Origin of the sequence: Klebsiella sp. GN_Kp190, from assembly GCF_040061795.1 — a bacterium.
Classification (GTDB): Bacteria; Pseudomonadota; Gammaproteobacteria; order Enterobacterales; family Enterobacteriaceae; genus Klebsiella; species Klebsiella michiganensis.
The window spans coordinates 37,997-53,209 of record NZ_JBEAFN010000003.1 but is presented as its reverse complement, the minus strand read 5'-3'; the positions used below and the strand labels follow the sequence as shown (position 1 = coordinate 53,209).

17 protein-coding genes are annotated in these 15,213 nt (G+C 51.5%); all 17 read left to right on the top strand.

Annotation, left to right across the window (positions count from 1 at the left end; all coding sequences use genetic code 11):
* Positions 1–4: 4 nt before the first annotated feature.
* From ABLU67_RS01195 to ABLU67_RS01115, 17 genes are read left to right on the top strand one after another with little or no spacing between them, the layout of a single operon-like run.
* Positions 5–1,324, top strand: a complete 1,320-nt coding sequence (locus ABLU67_RS01195; protein WP_016809740.1) for a phage portal protein — start codon at positions 5–7, stop codon at positions 1,322–1,324.
* Entirely contained in the window at positions 1,300–2,007 is a 708-nt protein-coding gene (locus ABLU67_RS01190) for an HK97 family phage prohead protease (RefSeq protein ID WP_015370217.1), read from the top strand. Before ABLU67_RS01195 ends, ABLU67_RS01190 begins: the two co-directional genes overlap by 25 nt.
* Before the next feature lie 9 nt (positions 2,008–2,016).
* On the top strand, positions 2,017–3,237 hold the full coding sequence (locus ABLU67_RS01185) for a phage major capsid protein (RefSeq protein WP_047934992.1): 1,221 nt from the start codon (positions 2,017–2,019) through the stop codon (positions 3,235–3,237).
* A gap of 45 nt (positions 3,238–3,282) precedes the next feature.
* Positions 3,283–3,537, top strand: a complete 255-nt coding sequence (locus ABLU67_RS01180; RefSeq protein WP_117066455.1) for a hypothetical protein — start codon at positions 3,283–3,285, stop codon at positions 3,535–3,537.
* A 5-nt stretch (positions 3,538–3,542) separates the two neighbouring features.
* Complete coding sequence (locus tag ABLU67_RS01175) at positions 3,543–3,875, top strand: head-tail connector protein (protein WP_032734570.1); 333 nt, start codon at positions 3,543–3,545, stop codon at positions 3,873–3,875.
* A gap of 12 nt (positions 3,876–3,887) precedes the next feature.
* Positions 3,888–4,226, top strand: a complete 339-nt coding sequence (locus ABLU67_RS01170; protein WP_049099930.1) for a phage head closure protein — start codon at positions 3,888–3,890, stop codon at positions 4,224–4,226.
* Positions 4,223–4,672 carry an HK97-gp10 family putative phage morphogenesis protein gene (locus ABLU67_RS01165; protein WP_014838144.1) on the top strand — a complete coding sequence of 150 codons (450 nt, stop codon included), beginning with the start codon at positions 4,223–4,225 and terminating at the stop codon, positions 4,670–4,672. Before ABLU67_RS01170 ends, ABLU67_RS01165 begins: the two co-directional genes overlap by 4 nt.
* A complete protein-coding gene (locus tag ABLU67_RS01160; protein WP_015370214.1) occupies positions 4,669–5,016 on the top strand; it encodes a DUF3168 domain-containing protein in 348 nt (115 codons plus the stop codon). The genes ABLU67_RS01165 and ABLU67_RS01160 overlap by 4 nt, the downstream gene beginning before the upstream one ends.
* 56 nt (positions 5,017–5,072) lie before the next feature.
* Complete coding sequence (locus ABLU67_RS01155; protein WP_117066456.1) at positions 5,073–5,783, top strand: phage tail protein; 711 nt, start codon at positions 5,073–5,075, stop codon at positions 5,781–5,783.
* 30 nt (positions 5,784–5,813) lie between these two features.
* Entirely contained in the window at positions 5,814–6,218 is a 405-nt protein-coding gene (locus tag ABLU67_RS01150) for a phage tail assembly chaperone (protein ID WP_032734564.1), read from the top strand.
* Positions 6,219–6,220: 2 nt separating this feature from the next.
* Positions 6,221–6,526: a DUF4035 domain-containing protein gene (locus ABLU67_RS01145; RefSeq protein WP_032734562.1), complete on the top strand. Its 306-nt coding sequence runs from the start codon at positions 6,221–6,223 to the stop codon at positions 6,524–6,526.
* Between the two features lie 54 nt (positions 6,527–6,580).
* Entirely contained in the window at positions 6,581–6,922 is a 342-nt protein-coding gene (locus tag ABLU67_RS01140) for a hypothetical protein (RefSeq protein WP_049100202.1), read from the top strand.
* Positions 6,923–6,981: 59 nt separating this feature from the next.
* Positions 6,982–10,590: a phage tail tape measure protein gene (locus tag ABLU67_RS01135; protein WP_064402556.1), complete on the top strand. Its 3,609-nt coding sequence runs from the start codon at positions 6,982–6,984 to the stop codon at positions 10,588–10,590.
* Positions 10,591–10,610: 20 nt separating this feature from the next.
* On the top strand, positions 10,611–11,084 hold the full coding sequence (locus ABLU67_RS01130; protein ID WP_004177132.1) for a hypothetical protein: 474 nt from the start codon (positions 10,611–10,613) through the stop codon (positions 11,082–11,084).
* The gene (locus ABLU67_RS01125; RefSeq protein WP_117066458.1) at positions 11,071–11,547 is read left to right on the top strand and encodes a DUF1833 family protein; all 477 of its coding nucleotides are present in this window, start codon (positions 11,071–11,073) and stop codon (positions 11,545–11,547) included. The genes ABLU67_RS01130 and ABLU67_RS01125 overlap by 14 nt, the downstream gene beginning before the upstream one ends.
* Before the next feature lie 12 nt (positions 11,548–11,559).
* Positions 11,560–11,940, top strand: coding sequence for a nitrite transporter (locus tag ABLU67_RS01120; protein WP_117066459.1), 381 nt, complete (start codon positions 11,560–11,562; stop codon positions 11,938–11,940).
* The gene (locus ABLU67_RS01115) at positions 11,937–15,014 is read left to right on the top strand and encodes a host specificity factor TipJ family phage tail protein (protein ID WP_117066460.1); all 3,078 of its coding nucleotides are present in this window, start codon (positions 11,937–11,939) and stop codon (positions 15,012–15,014) included. Before ABLU67_RS01120 ends, ABLU67_RS01115 begins: the two co-directional genes overlap by 4 nt.
* Positions 15,015–15,213 lie beyond the last annotated feature (199 nt).

Genomic DNA, 15,213 nt, shown 5'->3' with positions numbered 1-15,213 from the left:
CACCATGAATAAAGATAAGAAGCCAGGCCGGATAAAAAGCGCCGTTCGCCGGTGGCTCGGCGTACCCATCTCACTTACAGACGGTGAATTCTGGGCTGCTTATGCTGGTGGGCAGTCCGCAGCAGGCAAATCCGTTACGGTTGATAAAGCCCTGCAGTTATCGGCAGTGTGGTCATGTGTAAGGCTGTTATCCGAAACCATCGCGACTTTGCCTGTAGGTTTTTACGAAAAAACGGCTGATGGTCGCCAGAGTGCAAATGATCACCCGCTTTATGAGCTCCTCCATAATCAGCCGAATGCTGACATGACCGCTGTGGAGTTCTGGGAAATGATCATGGCCAGCCTTCTTTTATGGGGGAATGCTTACGCGGAAATCGACCGTACCGGAAAGCGTATTACCTCGCTTGTACCGCTCAGGCCAGAAAGGATGAAGGTTGATTTAAGTAGCAGCGGAGATCCTATTTATACCTACCGTGACTGGCCTTCAGGTACATCCCGAAACATTAATGAACGGGACATCATGCACATCCGTGCGTTCAGCACCAATGGTGTCATGGGCCTGTCACCTGTCAGTTATGCCCGACAGACACTTGGTCTGGCAATGGCAACAGATGAAGCCAGCGCAAAAGTTTTTAAAAATGGTATGCGGCCCAGTGGCGTTCTCTCAATGGATCAAATCCTGAAAAAAGAGCAGCGCAATGAAGTACGTGAAAGCATGGTTGAACAATTTTCTGGATCCATGAATACCGGGAAAATGATGGTTCTTGAAGCGGGAATGAAGTTTCAGCCAGTTGACCTCAACCCGGAAGACGCCCAGATGCTGCAGTCCAGGGCATTCAATATCGAAGAGATTTGTCGGTGGTTCAGAGTATGGCCGGGGTTGATTGGACACAGTGCCCAGGGGCAGACAATGTGGGGAAGTGGCGTCGAACAGATGCTGATTGGCTTTTTAACGTTTTCACTTCGTCCATGGCTTACCCGTATTGAGCAGGCGATTCGTAAAAGCCTCCTGGCTCCGGGAGAAAGAAATAAGTACTTCGCAGAGTTTTCCATCGAAGGTCTCTTACGTGCCGACAGCGCCGCCCGTGCCGCTTTTTACTCAACGATGACCCAGAACGGTCTGATGACCCGCAATGAAGCACGGCAAAAAGAAAACCTTCAGCCAAAACCTGGCGCTGACCAACTAACCGTTCAATCTAACCTGCTGCCGATAGATCAGCTTGGCAAGTCCGGCGACAGTGAATCGGCCAAAAACGCACTGCGGGAATGGCTTGGCATTAAATCAGAGGAGACGCCGGAATGTACCGGAAAAACGCAGCCATGAAAGTAAAGGCATTCAACTTCGATATTAAGGCCGTCAACGATGACGGCCTTTTTTCTGGATACGGTTCTGTCTTCGATGTTGTCGATAGTTACAACGAAGTCGTGGCGCCGGGTGCGTTCCTCGAAAGCATCGAGGAAACACGGGCGAAGGGGAGAACGTTCCCGGTTCTCTGGCAGCATCGCACCGGCGAACCCATCGGGAACTGGGACATCTCGACCCTGAAAGAAGATAAACATGGGCTTTTTGGTGAAGGGGCCCTGTGGCTTGAAGACGCGGCCTACGCGAAAACCGCCTGGCGGGGCATGAAAACCCGTGCCATTACAGGCCTTTCCATTGGCTATTACGTCCGTGAGTCAAATTACGATGAGAAAACCCGGATCCGCACCTTAACGAAGCTCGACCTGGTTGAAATCTCCATTGTTACCGTGCCGGCCAATGATGATGCGCGTATTGACGTCATTAAGTCGAAGCTGTCACACGGTGATCTTCCTTCCTTACCTGAATTTGAGAAGTTCCTGCGAGAGGCAGGTTTCTCGAAAAGTCAGTCCGCCGCGGTCGCCTCCCGCGGACTGTCCTATCTGCTTGACCGGAGTGAGTCCGGGGGCGAAGACGGCGAAACCAAAGCGGCTATTGCGGCGATGCGCCAGCAACTGAGCCAGTTTTCTCTCCCAAAAATTCTCTAAGGGATTTATATGTACCAGAAAAAATCGGCTGACGATCAGCCACAAAGTATTGGCGAAATCTCCTCCCAGCTCACCATGGTGATTGATCAGGTCAAAAACTTCGGCGAAGACGTGAAGAGAAAAATGGAGGCAGGAGAAACCGTTTCGCTGGAACTGAAACAAAGAACGGACGAAAGCATTAATCAGATGAACGAGCTGAAAGAACGTCTCACTGAGCTGGAGCAAAAAGGTGCACGCCGCCCGAACGATGCACCTGCACAGCGAAAATCGCTCGGTGAGCTGGTGGTCGAAAGTGAAGAGTTCAAAGGCATGGACAGTTCGGCCCGTAAGAGCATCCGCGTTAAGCTGGAACAGAAAGATATTATGAACGTGCCGGCGACTACGGGCACTGGCGTGAGCACAACCAACAGTCTGGTGGTCTCCGATCGTGTTCAGGGCATTATCGCCCCGCCAGAACGCACTCTGACCATCCGTAATCTGCTTATCCCCGGTAATACCGCATCTAACGGTATTGAATTCGTTCAGGAAACGGGGTTTACCAATAATGCTGCAGCTGTGGCGGAAGGTGCTCTGAAGCCAAAATCAGACATTAAGTTTGAGTTGAAAAGTGCGCCGGTTCGTACCATTGCGCATTATTTTAAAGCGTCCCGTCAGATCCTGGACGATGCGCCCGGTCTGGCCAGTTATATCGATGGCCGTGCTCAGTATGGTCTTCGCTTTAAAGAGGAGCAGCAGTTGCTGAGCGGCGATGGCACCGGCGCGAATATCCTCGGTATTCTGCCGCAGGCAACAGAATTTGCTCCAGCGCTTACCCTGTCCAACGCCACGCCGATCGACCGTCTTCGCCTGGCTGTTCTGCAGGCCGTTCTTGCAGAATATCCGGCGTCTGGTTTTGTACTGAACCCTATTGACTGGGCAGGCATCGAGTTAACCAAAGATAACGAAGGCCGCTACATCATTGCGCAGCCGGTCAATGGTGGTGTTCCACGTATCTGGGGTCTTCCTGTTGTGGAAACTCAGGCTATGGCGCAGAACAACTTCCTGACTGGAGCCTTCAACATGGCTGCGCAAATCTTCGATCGCATGGATATCGAAGTGCTGCTCTCCACTGAGAACGAAGATGACTTTATTAAAAACATGGTCACCATTCGTGCGGAAGAGCGTCTGGCGTTAGCAGTTTATCGTCCGGAAGCATTTGTCACCGGTAATGTAACCGCTTCTGGCGGCTGACAATTCAGGGCCGCTTAGCGGCCCTCTCTTTCTGAGGAGATTGTGATGGCCAGAAAAAATGTGGATGAACCGTCTGTATCCGACGGTAAAAATGCGGCGCCAGAACCCACTGAGGCCGGGACTATTCAGGTTCAGCCTGTCCGGCGTTTTATGGATGGCGATATTTTCAGGACGCCCGCCGATGATCCTTTTCATGTCTCTCGCTTACGTGCTGCCGAGCTCAAAGGTAACGGGCTGGTGACGATAGTTGGTGAAGTCCCTGATAACAAAATGAACCGCGCCCTCGAAACCAAAGGGTAATGGTTATGACGGTAATCAACACTGAAACAGCCATGGAACATCTCAGGCTGGATGATGAAATCGATAAAACGATGGTGGAGGGGTATCTTGCCGCTGCGGAGGATGCTGCTATGCAGTTTCTTAACCGTCGCTTTTTTGCTGACCAGGCTGCTCTGGATAGTGCTGTTGAGAATGAAAGTGCCGGCGATCGTCCGCTTATCATCACGCCCTCCATTCAGAGCGCGGTTCTTCTTATAGTGGGCTGGTTGTATGAAAACCGCGGGGATGATCTGAGTCCTGATATCCCAGGACCCGCACGCTGGTTGCTGAATCCCTGGCGAATTCAAATGGGTGTTTAGCCGGAGGGGATGATGAAAATTGGACCAATGCGGCATCGGATCACCATCCGAAATTTTATTGCTACGCGAACACCGAGTGGTCAGCCGACAGAAGAGTGGTCTGACGGCGCCACTATCTGGGCAGAGGTAAAGGGAATCAGTGGACGAGAGAACCTGACAGCAGGAGCAGAAAGGGCAGATGCTACAGTTCGTGTCTGGGTTCGATATCGCAATGATATTTCGGCATCATCGCGGCTTCTTGTCCTGAACGGCCCCTACAAAGGAGTGACATTGAATGTCACCGGGCCTCCGGTGCCAGATAGCAAAGGTACCCGGCTGGAAATTCTCTGCAAACAGGGGACCGAAAAATGATTGATGTGAATCTGGATTTTTCCGGCTTAGAGGATATCGCCCGAGACCTGCAAATCCTCAGCAAAGCCGAAAACAACAAAGTCCTCCGGGACTCTACTCGGGCCGGGGCTGAAGTCCTCCGACAGGAAGTGATTGATCGGGCTCCTGAGCAAAGCGGAAAACTGAAGAAAAACGTTGTTGTCGTCACCCAGAAAAGCCGTCGCCGTGGGGAAATCGCATCGGGGGTGCATATTCGTGGCGTTAACCCGCGAACGGGGAACAGCGACAACACCATGAAGGCCAGCAACAAGCGGAATGCTTTCTACTGGCGCTTCGTGGAGCTGGGAACATCTACGGCCCCGGCACATCCTTTTGTTCGCCCCGCTTTTGATACCCGACAGGAAGAGGCCGCAAAGGTAGCGATGGAGAGAATGAACAAGGCGATCGATGAGGTGCTGGCGAAATGACAGAGGATGATATCTATACCCTGCTGTCGCCGCTGGCAGACGGGCGGGTTTATCCGTATGTGGTGCCGCTTGGCAGCGACGATTTACCCGCAGTGGCCGCTCCTTACATCATTTTCTCGATACCGACTGATGTTGCCGGGGATGTGTTCTGTGGGCAGGCCGAATCGACGCTGCACATTCAGGTAGACGTGTGGGCAGAAACTAACGATGAGGCCAGGGCGTTGCGGCTTGAGGCCCTTTCCCGGCTGGAAGTGCTTTCACCTACCGAAGTAACCAAAATCCCCGGCTACGACACTACAACCCACTTGCATCGGGCAACGCTTGAAATAACGGTCATTGCCTGACAGGAACCAATCCAATCTGACCGCCGCTGGCGGTTTTTTCATTTATGGAGGCTGCAATGTCAGCATTGTACGAACGCGCCCAAAAAACGGTAGTAATGATTACATCAGTGCCGGTCACTTCGGAAGAGCTGGCATCGGCGACCTGGCTCAACCTGAGTTGTACCATTAAACAGGCCAGTTTTACCGCTGGTCAGAAAAACGATATTGACGTGACAACGCTATGCTCCGAAGAAACGGAGAATATCAACGGACTCCCGGCACCGTCTGAGATGTCTCTCTCCGGTAACTTCTACCGCAACCCGGCGCAGGATACGCTGCGTACTGCTTACGATAATGACGGCGTATACGGCTTTAAGGTTGTGTTCCCTTCCGGGAATGGCTTCCTGTTCCGCGCCGAAGTTCGTCAGCATACCTGGGATTCACAGACCAACGGTGTTGTTGCTGCAACGTTCTCTCTGCGTCTGAAAGGTAAGCCCAGCAATATTGATTCGACAGGTATTCTGTCATTCATCAACGATCTTTCACCTTCGCTATCAGTAGCGGCAGGAAGCGCCCTGACAATGGGTGTGGTCATCCAGGGTGGCACTGCACCTTATACCTACGTCTGGAAAAAAGGTTCGTCAACCGTCAGCGGGCAGACCAGCGCAACGTTTAATAAGGCCAGTGCAGTTTCTGGTGATGCCGGTGTTTACTCCTGTGTAGTCACTGACTCTGCCACTCCGGCGAACGTTATCACCTCATCTGACTGCACCGTCACCATCAGTTAATGGAGCGCCGGGAAACCGGCGATAAACTTAATGTCAAAACAGAATCTTAAAGCGCTGGCGCTGGCCCCGATGGCGGGTTTTCGTAAAAAAGAAGTCACCGTTCCGGAATGGGAAAACGCCAAAGTTATCATTCGTGAACCATCGGCTGAGGCCTGGATTCGCTGGCAGGGGATTGCCAGCCCGGAACAACCAAAACTACCGGAAGGGCAGGAAGCGTCAGAGGTGCCAGAACTGACCCCTTCAGAACGCGCGTTCCGCACGATGCGGGCAGATGTCACACTCTTCATTGATATTCTGCTGGATACCGACCTGCAGTACGTTTTCACCGTCGATGATACCGAACAGGTTGAAGCAATTTATGGCCCTGTCCATTCCCGGTTGCTGAAACAGGCGCTTGATCTCATTCGTGATGCGGATGATGCCAAAGCAAAGTAAAAATGCCTGGCATGCAGTTCCTGATGGCGCTGGCGCTCCGGATGGGCCGCACGCTGGGCGAACTGCGACAAACCATGACGGTTGGCGAATTCAGAATGTGGGCTGAATTCGACCGTATCAGCCCGATCGGTGATATCCGTGGCGATATTCTCAATGCCCAGCTGGTTTCAGCGATGTACGGGGCGCAGGGCGGTAAAGTCACCATCGAAGATGCTCAACTCAAGTGGAGCACAGAAGAGGATGAGGTAATCGACAGTGGCGATCCATTTGCCGGATTAGAGGCCGCTTTGCTCGCGGCTTCTCAGTGACAATACATACGCGACGGTTTAGGATCCCCTACTGTGAACCACAAAGGGGGGATTATGAAGAAAATACTAATTATGATTGTTTGCATTCCTTTAATTAATGCATGCAAGCCATCTGAAAAAGATTTTATTTCTATTGGGGAAGCCGTTGTTAGAGAATCACTGAAAGATCCTGATAGCGCTAAGTTTGAATCTTTTTATCACAAGGTTGGCGACAATGATGGATACGTATGTGGGAATGTTAATGCAAGAAATTCTTATGGTGGATATACAGGAAGAAAAGAATACTTTGTATTTATAGAAACGGAAAGCGGTAAGCTTAAAAATAACGGGCCAGTAACCATCGTAAGTGATAGCGATAGTAACGCATTAGAAAAATATAAACTTTTCTGTCAATAAGTTAAATCCTCAAAAAGACCTCGCCTTAGCGAGGTCTTTTTATTTCAGGAGAAAAATAAATGGCAACCCTGCGTGAACTTATTATTAAGGTCTCAGCAAACTCTCAGTCATTTCAGACAGAGATCGCCCGCGCTTCACGCATGGGGCAGGATTATTATAAAACCATGCAGAATGGTGGTCGTCAGGCCGCAGTCGCAGCAAAGGAAAGCCAAAAGGCTCTTTCCGAATTAACGGATGGATTTGCTTCTGCTGGTCGGGCCGCCACGGCAGCAGCAGCTGCATTTGCTACTGGTAAATTAGTTCAAATTGCTGACCAGTGGAACTCCGTGAACGCAAGGCTTAAACAGGCCTCAGTTTCCTCAAACGATTTCACTCTATCTCAGACTCGTTTAATGGCGATCAGTCAAAGTACTGGTACGGCTTTTACCGATAACGCCAATCTATTTTCGCGTGCAGCTGCATCCATGCGTGAATTTGGCTACAGCTCAGATGAAGTAATCAAAATCACCGAAGCGGTATCAACAGGACTTAAACTATCCGGTGCTAGTTCTGAAGAGGCCGGCTCTGTTATTACCCAGTTTAGCCAGGCTCTTGCTCAAGGTGTTTTGCGTGGCGAGGAGTTTAATGCAGTTAACGAATCTGGGGATCGTGTTATCCGTGCCTTGGCTGCTGGTATGGGGGTTGCCCGAAAAGACCTTAAAGCAATGGCGGATCAGGGGCAACTCACGATAGATAAAGTCGTACCAGCTTTAATCAGTCAGTTAGGTGTGTTACAGGGGGAGTTTTCCTCGCTACCGCCGACAGTTTCCGGTTCAATGCAAAAAGTCACTAACTCCTTTATGGCATGGGTTGGTGGGGTGAACCAGGCGACTGGCGCGACAGATGCACTTTCTGGTGGCCTTGATGGGTTGGCAAAGACCCTGGATTCTCTTACATCATCCGCTGTCAGCGGAGCCCTCAGTGACGTAGCAGATAATATGTCACTGGTTACCACCGCAGCAGGTGGTCTGGTTGGGATTGGATTAGCACGGTATCTTGGCGGGATTGTTACCAGCGCAAGCAGTGCTACTGGCGCACTTATTTCAGCCGCAAAATCTGAGGTAGCTCTTGCAGTAGCCCAGGAAAAAGCCGCGCAATCTTCTGTTGCCGCCTCCCGCGCCGCAGTTTACCGGGCCCAGCAGGCCCTTCAAAGTGCGAAAAGTGCAGATATTCAGGCGGCTCAACAGGAGAGGGTTGCGGCCGCAGAATCAAGGGTTACCGCGGCACATGGGCGATTGACTACAGCACTTGCCACCGGGACAGCTACAGAAAAAGTACGAGCACGAACCGCTCTGGAGCGAGCTCAGGCCGGGCTTGTGGCTGCGAAAAATGCCGATGCACAGGCTGTTGCAGAAAGAAAATTGGCTGCAGCTCAGTCCGCTCTTAGTCGTAATATTGCAGGCCGGGTTTCTGCTCAAAATAACCTTAACAGCGTTACCTCTGTCGGTACCCGCTTAATGAGCGGCGCCCTTGGCCTGATCGGTGGTGTACCTGGGTTAGTTATGCTGGGTGCTGGAGCATGGTATGCAGTTTACCAAAGCCAGGAACAAGCAAGAAGATCAGCGCAGGAATACGCCAAAAATATTCAAGAGGTAAAAAATAATATCACATCAATGAGCTTGCCAGAATCATCTGATAATTTAGATAAAACACGCAAGTCACTTAATGAGCAAAATCGATTAGTATCAGAACAAATTAGTAAAATTAAATCATTAAAAGAAGAAATTTCCGGGTATCAGTATATTCTAGCAAATCCCGGCCCAACAACTAGCGGTGGTTTTATGATAAACCACTTAACTAGTATTGATGATGTAACAAAAGAATTATCTGCTTCAACTACTCAACTTTCTGTAGAGCAAGAAAGATTGAACGAGATGCAAAATCAGTCTAATTCCATACAGGATGTATTGGTTAGCCTAGAAAGGCGGCGAGCAGACCAACTTACAAGAATTTCTACTGCACAAGAACAAACCTATCAATCTCTTTTAATGATGAACGGTGAGCATAGTAGATTTAACCAATTGCTTGGATTAGGAAACCAGCTTTTAATGGAACGGCAGGGCTTAGTTAACGTTCCAATGCGGATGCCTCAGGCTGACTTAACATCACAACAAACGAATGCTCTTGAGAAAAGTCGCCGAGATTTAGCATTATCGAAACTTAAGGGCGAGGCAAAAGAGTTAGCCAGACTTGGTTTTGCCGCCGACGATTTGGGATTGACTAGTGATCCTCAACACCAGACAGGAAGGCAGGAATTAATTAATAATGGAATTGCTGAGTGGAGAAATAATGAATCCAATAAACCCGCCCGGAAAGCGCCTAAAAGCGAAGAATTAAAAGCCGCTGAGAAGACAGAAGATGTTTACAAGCGTCTTATTAAACAGCAGGAAGAACAAATTGCTTTGGGAAGCCAGAATACCGAACTGGCTAAAGTAAAATACCAGGTCACGCAGGGTGAGTTAGCCTCTCTTGAGCAAGCTAAAAAAGAAACCCTTCTGCACAATGCTGCGCTTATCGATCAGAAAAACATTGCTGAACAGTTAAAAACGTTCCGTGAGGGGCTCGCTGACAGCAACGCTGCTGCGCGTGATCGGGGGGATATTGATTTTCTTGGTGCCGGGATGGGGGATAAGGCCCGCGACCGCATGAAGGAAATGGCGGATATTCGTACTGATTTTCTCAAGCAGCAGCGGGACCTGCAGCGGGATTTCAGCAAAGGTCAGATTTCAGAAGACCTGTACAAACAGCAAACGGAAGCGCTACAGGCGGCGCTTACTGAACGGCTCCAGATTCAGGAGGACTACTACAAGAAAACCGATGAACAGCAGTCAGACTGGCGGGCTGGGATCAGCGATTCACTGATGAACTACGCCGATCAGGCTGCTGACCTTAGTTCAATGGCAGCATCAGCGACCAGCGAGATTCTCAATAACACCACGAACTCCATTTCCAACAACCTGACCAGTGTCCTGACTGGTGCGACTTCGTTCAAAGATGGGATGTCGAATATCTTCAGCTCTCTGGGTGAAACGGTGATTAAGACGCTGATCCAGATGGCAACACAGGCGTTAATTACCAAAGCGATTATGGCGTCGTTCGGCGGTGGTGCTGGTGGGATGTTCGGTAGTCTTTTTGGTGGGGCAAGTGGAGCTGCAAGTAGTGGAACTGCATTGCAAAGCTTCGGATCGTCTTTTGCCTTTAATGCCCTCGGTGGTGTCTACGATTCGCCTTCACTTTCCGCATACAGCGGCGGTGTATACAGCACTCCGCAGTATTTTGCCTTTGCGAAAGGTGCGGGCGTGTTTGGTGAAGCTGGTCCGGAAGCAATTATGCCGCTGACCCGTGGCGCTGATGGTTCGCTGGGGGTTAAAGCTGTAGGGCGGGAATCGCCGGCGGTACAGAACGCTGCGAGGCAGCAGCAGGAAAGACAACTTCTTTCAACTGGTGACATCAACGTCAATTACCACCTCACTGGTAAACCGGATGATGTAATGATGCAGACATTGGATGTCCACGGCCGCCGCCTGGCTAAACAGATAAAATCTGAACTGACGAGCGACGTAAACAATCCTCAAAATGCCTTCGGTAGAGCACTTTACTCCAACCTTCAGCCCAAAAAACCACGATAACCTGCCCGGAGGGAATATTCATGGCAGATATTTTCTACCCGGATGAATACCTGCCCATGCCGCTTATGGACGGGTACGGGTTTAAGCCCATATCACCTTTACTGCGAACGGAGATGACGTCCGGTCGCGCTCAACAACGAAGGCGATATACCTCAACACCCACCCAGGCATCGGTTAAATGGATTTTTAAAACTGATGCTCTGGCGCAGGTGTTTGAGGCGTTTTTCAGGGATGCGCTTAAAGATGGCCAGTCCTGGTTCTATCTGAAACTCCAGACTCCAATCGGGGTAAAGCCCTATAAAGCCAGGTTCGTGGATATTTACGAAGGGCCGACGCTGGTCGCGCCAAAATACTGGCAGTACAGCGCAACGCTGGAATTATGGGAGCGCCCGTTACCGCCTTCAGGCTGGGGAAATTACCCGGAATGGCTGGCGGGCCAGTCGTTACTGGATATTGCGCTAAACAGAGAGTGGCCGAAGCATGACAATTCTTGAGCGACTATATGCCAGCAGCGGATCGGAGGTTATTCACGATACGTTGCAGATATCGGCAGGCGATGATAACTACTGGCTAACCAGTGGCTGGGATGACGTCTCAGTGACGCTGGAAAATGGTCAGCCGGCGACGTTTGAAGCCAGCGCGATAGATATCGCTTTACCAGCCAGGAACGCCGACGGGACACAGGATTTAAAGTTTGCTATCAGCAATATTGACGGAAGGGTTTCTGAGGCGATCGATAAAATCCTGGATGAAATGAAATCAGCCACGCTGACATTTCGGCGGTACATTTCATCCGATCTGTCTTCCCCGGCATCATCACCGTATACGCTCGATATCAAATCCGGCTCATGGACCCCGACAGCAGTGCAGGTCACGGCGGGCTATATGAATATCCTCAAAACAGCCTGGCCCCGTAAACGTTATAACCTCGCCGAGCATCCGGGCTTACGTTACTAACCTGAGGCAAATATGTTTAATCCTGATAAATACCGTTCTGTTAAATGGCAGAAGGGCGGTAGAGCCTACCCGCTACTCGACTGCTTCGGCATTGTGAATGAAATACGCAGCGACCTGGGGCTACCTGAATGGCCGGATTTTGCAGGTGTGACTAAAGACGGGGGAGGCCTCGACCGGGAGGCGAGAAAGTTGATGCTTTCCCTGCAACGCTGCGAGCCCTGCGAAGGTACTGGCGTGGCCTGCTATTCCGGCTCAACGGTTACGCATGTCGGGATCGTTGTCATGCTCGATAACCAGCTGCAGGTCGCGGAATGTAATCCAGGCTCGGGGGTTACGTTTCTGCCACTGGCGCGATTCATACGAAGGTTTAACCGCGTGGAGTTCTGGCAATGACGATAAAGTTTTTTCCGTCCCGGTTGCCGGGTGAACCCCTGGAGACGCACGAACATGGCGCGATGACCCTGCATGAGTGGATGGCCAGGAATGTCCCGAGCTACTCGAAGGACAGAAAGCATCCTGTTGCGGTCGAACTGGACGGCCGGGCTGTTCCACCTGCGGAATGGCCACTATGTTTGCTGCGGCCAGACAGCGATGTGCGGATTTACCCGATCCCGTATGGAACCGGCCTTGAAATCGCCGTGTGGGTATCGGTTGCCGTATCTATTGCCTCTACGGCCTATGCGCTGTTTTTCGCCCCGAAACCAGAGCTGGGCGGGTTTTCGTCAGGCAATTCAGCATCACTGGACCTGAACCCGGCAAAAGCGAATACAGCTAAGCTTGGCGATCCTGTTCGTGAGGTATTCGGAAGAAACAGAATTTATCCGGATTACCTGGTGCAGCCGGTCACTCGCTTTGACCCCAATGATCCGACCCGGATGACGGTCGAAATGTTTGTGTGCCTCGGTTATGGACGTTTCTCTTATACCGGCGGTGATTTTCGGGTGGGTGAAACTCCTGCTCTGCCGTTAGGCGGTGGCTTTTCTTATACCAGCTATGGTCCGGGCGATAACGTGGCGGGGGACCGTCGCAGCGAGGTCTGGTTCAACAGTACAGAAGTTGGCGGGACATCAAGCGGGTCAGGTCTGGATATGGCTCAGACTGCCCCTGAAGCCAGTGATATCGTTGCTGATGCCATGACCGTCAGCGGCGCCTCAGTCTCGTTTTCAGGTCTCGATGTCGATGATGACAACGATGATGATGAAGATGAGAACAAGCTGCCTCCTGGCTGGATTGAGGGTGCAATTGTCACTCTGAAAGCGCCGGTGAATTATCAGGTATCGATTGAGGATGGTTTTAACGTTCTGACAGGTGACGCCGTCGAAGAAGTGGCGCCATATAATGGTATGCCTGTAACGCTGACGTTTAGCGGTACCGATTATGATCTGCAGATTGCCACGTATACCCCTCACCAGGACGCCGTTCCTGGAACGGGTGGATCGACTGCAGCATTGCGCGCCAGTGCGTCGCCAGCCACGTATGATTTTACGACAACCAGCCAGACGTTTGCTCTGACCTGGCAGGGCGTCACCTATACCCTGTCCCTGGTTGCTGACTACGGCACAATGTCCGGTTTACTGGCGGTGATTAACAGCGGGCTCACCGGATCGGGGTTGATTGCTCAGGATGACGGCGGCGTGATTCGTATCGTGGAAATCTCCAGCCCGTGGCGTGGCGGTTCCATTACGTCATCATTCCTGCCCGCGTCAGTTTTTGGAGACAGCCCTGTGTTTACTGCCGGTACAGCATCCAGTGGCGGAAGCCCGGCGGTCACAGCCAGTGTCAGGCTGGCATATGATTCCGGTACCGCATTTTCTGGCCTGCCGGACGGCACGCAGCGGATTTCCCTGGCTCACCGTGGCAACGAATACCAGATAGCGTCGACTGACGGACCGTCTGCGACCGTACAGAGAGTGGTCAATGGTGTCGTTGATAATACCTGGGCAGGTTTCCTCACCCGTACCGTCGTGGATTTTTCCGCATCTGGTATTAACGATAATGAAACCTGGCTGGGTCCATTTCTGGCCTGCCCGCAAAACGAGGTTATTGATGCCTTTGAAATCAACTTTGCTTTCCCAAACGGAATTTGCGGATTCCAGAACAACGGGAATAAGCGGGTTCGCCATGTCGAGTATGAAATCCAGTACCGCATTTATGGTTCCGGATCAGGATGGACGAGTAAGCAGGGGGTATACGCGCTTAAAAACGTTAATGGCCTCGGTTTTACAGAGCGTTTTGATCTGTCTTCTCCCGGGCTGGTGGAGGTTCGATGCCGCCGCCGCAACGAGCAGGGGAGCAACAACGCGAGAGACAGCATGTTCTGGCAGGCGCTCAGAGGTCGTTTGCTTTCCCGTCCGACCTCATACGCAGGGATATCAACAATAGGGATCACGGTTGAAACCGGCGGCCAGCTGGCGGCGCAGTCAGACAAGCGTGTGAGTGTTGTCGCGACGCGAAACTATGATGGCGGTGGTGACAGGACAATCAGCGGGGCATTCCTGCATCTGGCCCGCAGTCTGGGTTATCGCGACGATCAGATCGACATTTCCACAATCAACATGCTTGAGGCTAATTACTGGACGCCACGAGGCGAGTATTTTGACCATCAGGCAAGCAGTGACAGCACGTCCGCAAAGGATATTTTCGACAAGATTGCTGAAGCAGGCATGGGGTATTTTCTGCTGTCTGACGGCTTACTTTCCGTCGGGCGTGAAGGGGTCAAAAGCTGGACCGGAATCATCACTCCCCAGGATACAGTCGAGGAAATGCAGACATCATTCAGGGTGCCTTCGGAGGACGATTTTGATGGCGTGGATGTGAAATACATCAATCCCGTTACCTGGGCGGAGGAGACCGTACAGTGCCGGACGCCTGAAAATCCGTTCCCCCGGAAAACGGAGGCTTACACCATCGATGTCGTCATGACAGCGGATCGTGCCTGGCGTATCGGGATGCGCCGGTTAATGAAATATCTCCATCAACGCCGGACGTATACGGCTACAACTGCAATGCTGGGATGGTGCCATGATTTTGGTGACCACATCATTTTGTCAGATGATATTCGAACCGGGAAAACCCAAAGTTGCCTGATTGACGCAATGACATACGACTTTCAGGAAATAACGCTACATGTTACCGAGCCTCTGGACTGGAGCTACACAAATCCCCGGTGCTGGATACAGTTTCAGAACAGTCGTCCATCGTCACGGATGCTGACGCCGCAGCGGATAGATGATTTCACTCTTACCATACCTTACAACGACGATCTGCACCCGGAAGACTGGATTATGGACGACCCTGATATTGATCCACCGCGTTTGCTGTTCTGCGACAGTGAAAAAGGTGCCCGGCATGGGATAGTCCAGGAGGTTGCCCCCTCCGGTGACAGCAACTGTCAGATTACCGCGCCGGAATATAAAGAAATTTTCTACGCCTACGACGACGCCACATACCCCGGCGACGCCGCTTAATACCCCATAAAAACCCCTTATTAACTCTTTTCGCTCAAACCCTCGTTTGCGCGAACGCCTTTTTTTGGAGCAAAAAAACATGGCCTTTAATCCTCCTCTGGGGAGCACTTCTCCTGCGGTGCTGCTCGATAACGCCGAGCGACTGGATAAGCTGGTGAATGGCCCCGCTGCTGATGTTCCTGACCGCGGTGGAGATTCG

What these genes read in the sequence shown, in the direction of transcription:
- ABLU67_RS01190 (WP_015370217.1), top strand. Translation starts at nt 1,300, where the DNA reads ATGTACCGGAAAAACGCAGCCATGAAAGTAAAGGCATTCAACTTCGAT.
- ABLU67_RS01170 (WP_049099930.1), top strand. Translation starts at nt 3,888, where the DNA reads ATGAAAATTGGACCAATGCGGCATCGGATCACCATCCGAAATTTTATT.
- ABLU67_RS01185 (WP_047934992.1), top strand. Translation starts at nt 2,017, where the DNA reads ATGTACCAGAAAAAATCGGCTGACGATCAGCCACAAAGTATTGGCGAA.
- ABLU67_RS01160 (WP_015370214.1), top strand. Translation starts at nt 4,669, where the DNA reads ATGACAGAGGATGATATCTATACCCTGCTGTCGCCGCTGGCAGACGGG.
- ABLU67_RS01180 (WP_117066455.1), top strand. Translation starts at nt 3,283, where the DNA reads ATGGCCAGAAAAAATGTGGATGAACCGTCTGTATCCGACGGTAAAAAT.
- ABLU67_RS01135 (WP_064402556.1), top strand. Translation starts at nt 6,982, where the DNA reads ATGGCAACCCTGCGTGAACTTATTATTAAGGTCTCAGCAAACTCTCAG.
- ABLU67_RS01175 (WP_032734570.1), top strand. Translation starts at nt 3,543, where the DNA reads ATGACGGTAATCAACACTGAAACAGCCATGGAACATCTCAGGCTGGAT.
- ABLU67_RS01145 (WP_032734562.1), top strand. Translation starts at nt 6,221, where the DNA reads ATGCCTGGCATGCAGTTCCTGATGGCGCTGGCGCTCCGGATGGGCCGC.
- ABLU67_RS01150 (WP_032734564.1), top strand. Translation starts at nt 5,814, where the DNA reads ATGTCAAAACAGAATCTTAAAGCGCTGGCGCTGGCCCCGATGGCGGGT.
- ABLU67_RS01125 (WP_117066458.1), top strand. Translation starts at nt 11,071, where the DNA reads ATGACAATTCTTGAGCGACTATATGCCAGCAGCGGATCGGAGGTTATT.
- ABLU67_RS01115 (WP_117066460.1), top strand. Translation starts at nt 11,937, where the DNA reads ATGACGATAAAGTTTTTTCCGTCCCGGTTGCCGGGTGAACCCCTGGAG.
- ABLU67_RS01195 (WP_016809740.1), top strand. Translation starts at nt 5, where the DNA reads ATGAATAAAGATAAGAAGCCAGGCCGGATAAAAAGCGCCGTTCGCCGG.
- ABLU67_RS01140 (WP_049100202.1), top strand. Translation starts at nt 6,581, where the DNA reads ATGAAGAAAATACTAATTATGATTGTTTGCATTCCTTTAATTAATGCA.
- ABLU67_RS01155 (WP_117066456.1), top strand. Translation starts at nt 5,073, where the DNA reads ATGTCAGCATTGTACGAACGCGCCCAAAAAACGGTAGTAATGATTACA.
- ABLU67_RS01130 (WP_004177132.1), top strand. Translation starts at nt 10,611, where the DNA reads ATGGCAGATATTTTCTACCCGGATGAATACCTGCCCATGCCGCTTATG.
- ABLU67_RS01165 (WP_014838144.1), top strand. Translation starts at nt 4,223, where the DNA reads ATGATTGATGTGAATCTGGATTTTTCCGGCTTAGAGGATATCGCCCGA.
- ABLU67_RS01120 (WP_117066459.1), top strand. Translation starts at nt 11,560, where the DNA reads ATGTTTAATCCTGATAAATACCGTTCTGTTAAATGGCAGAAGGGCGGT.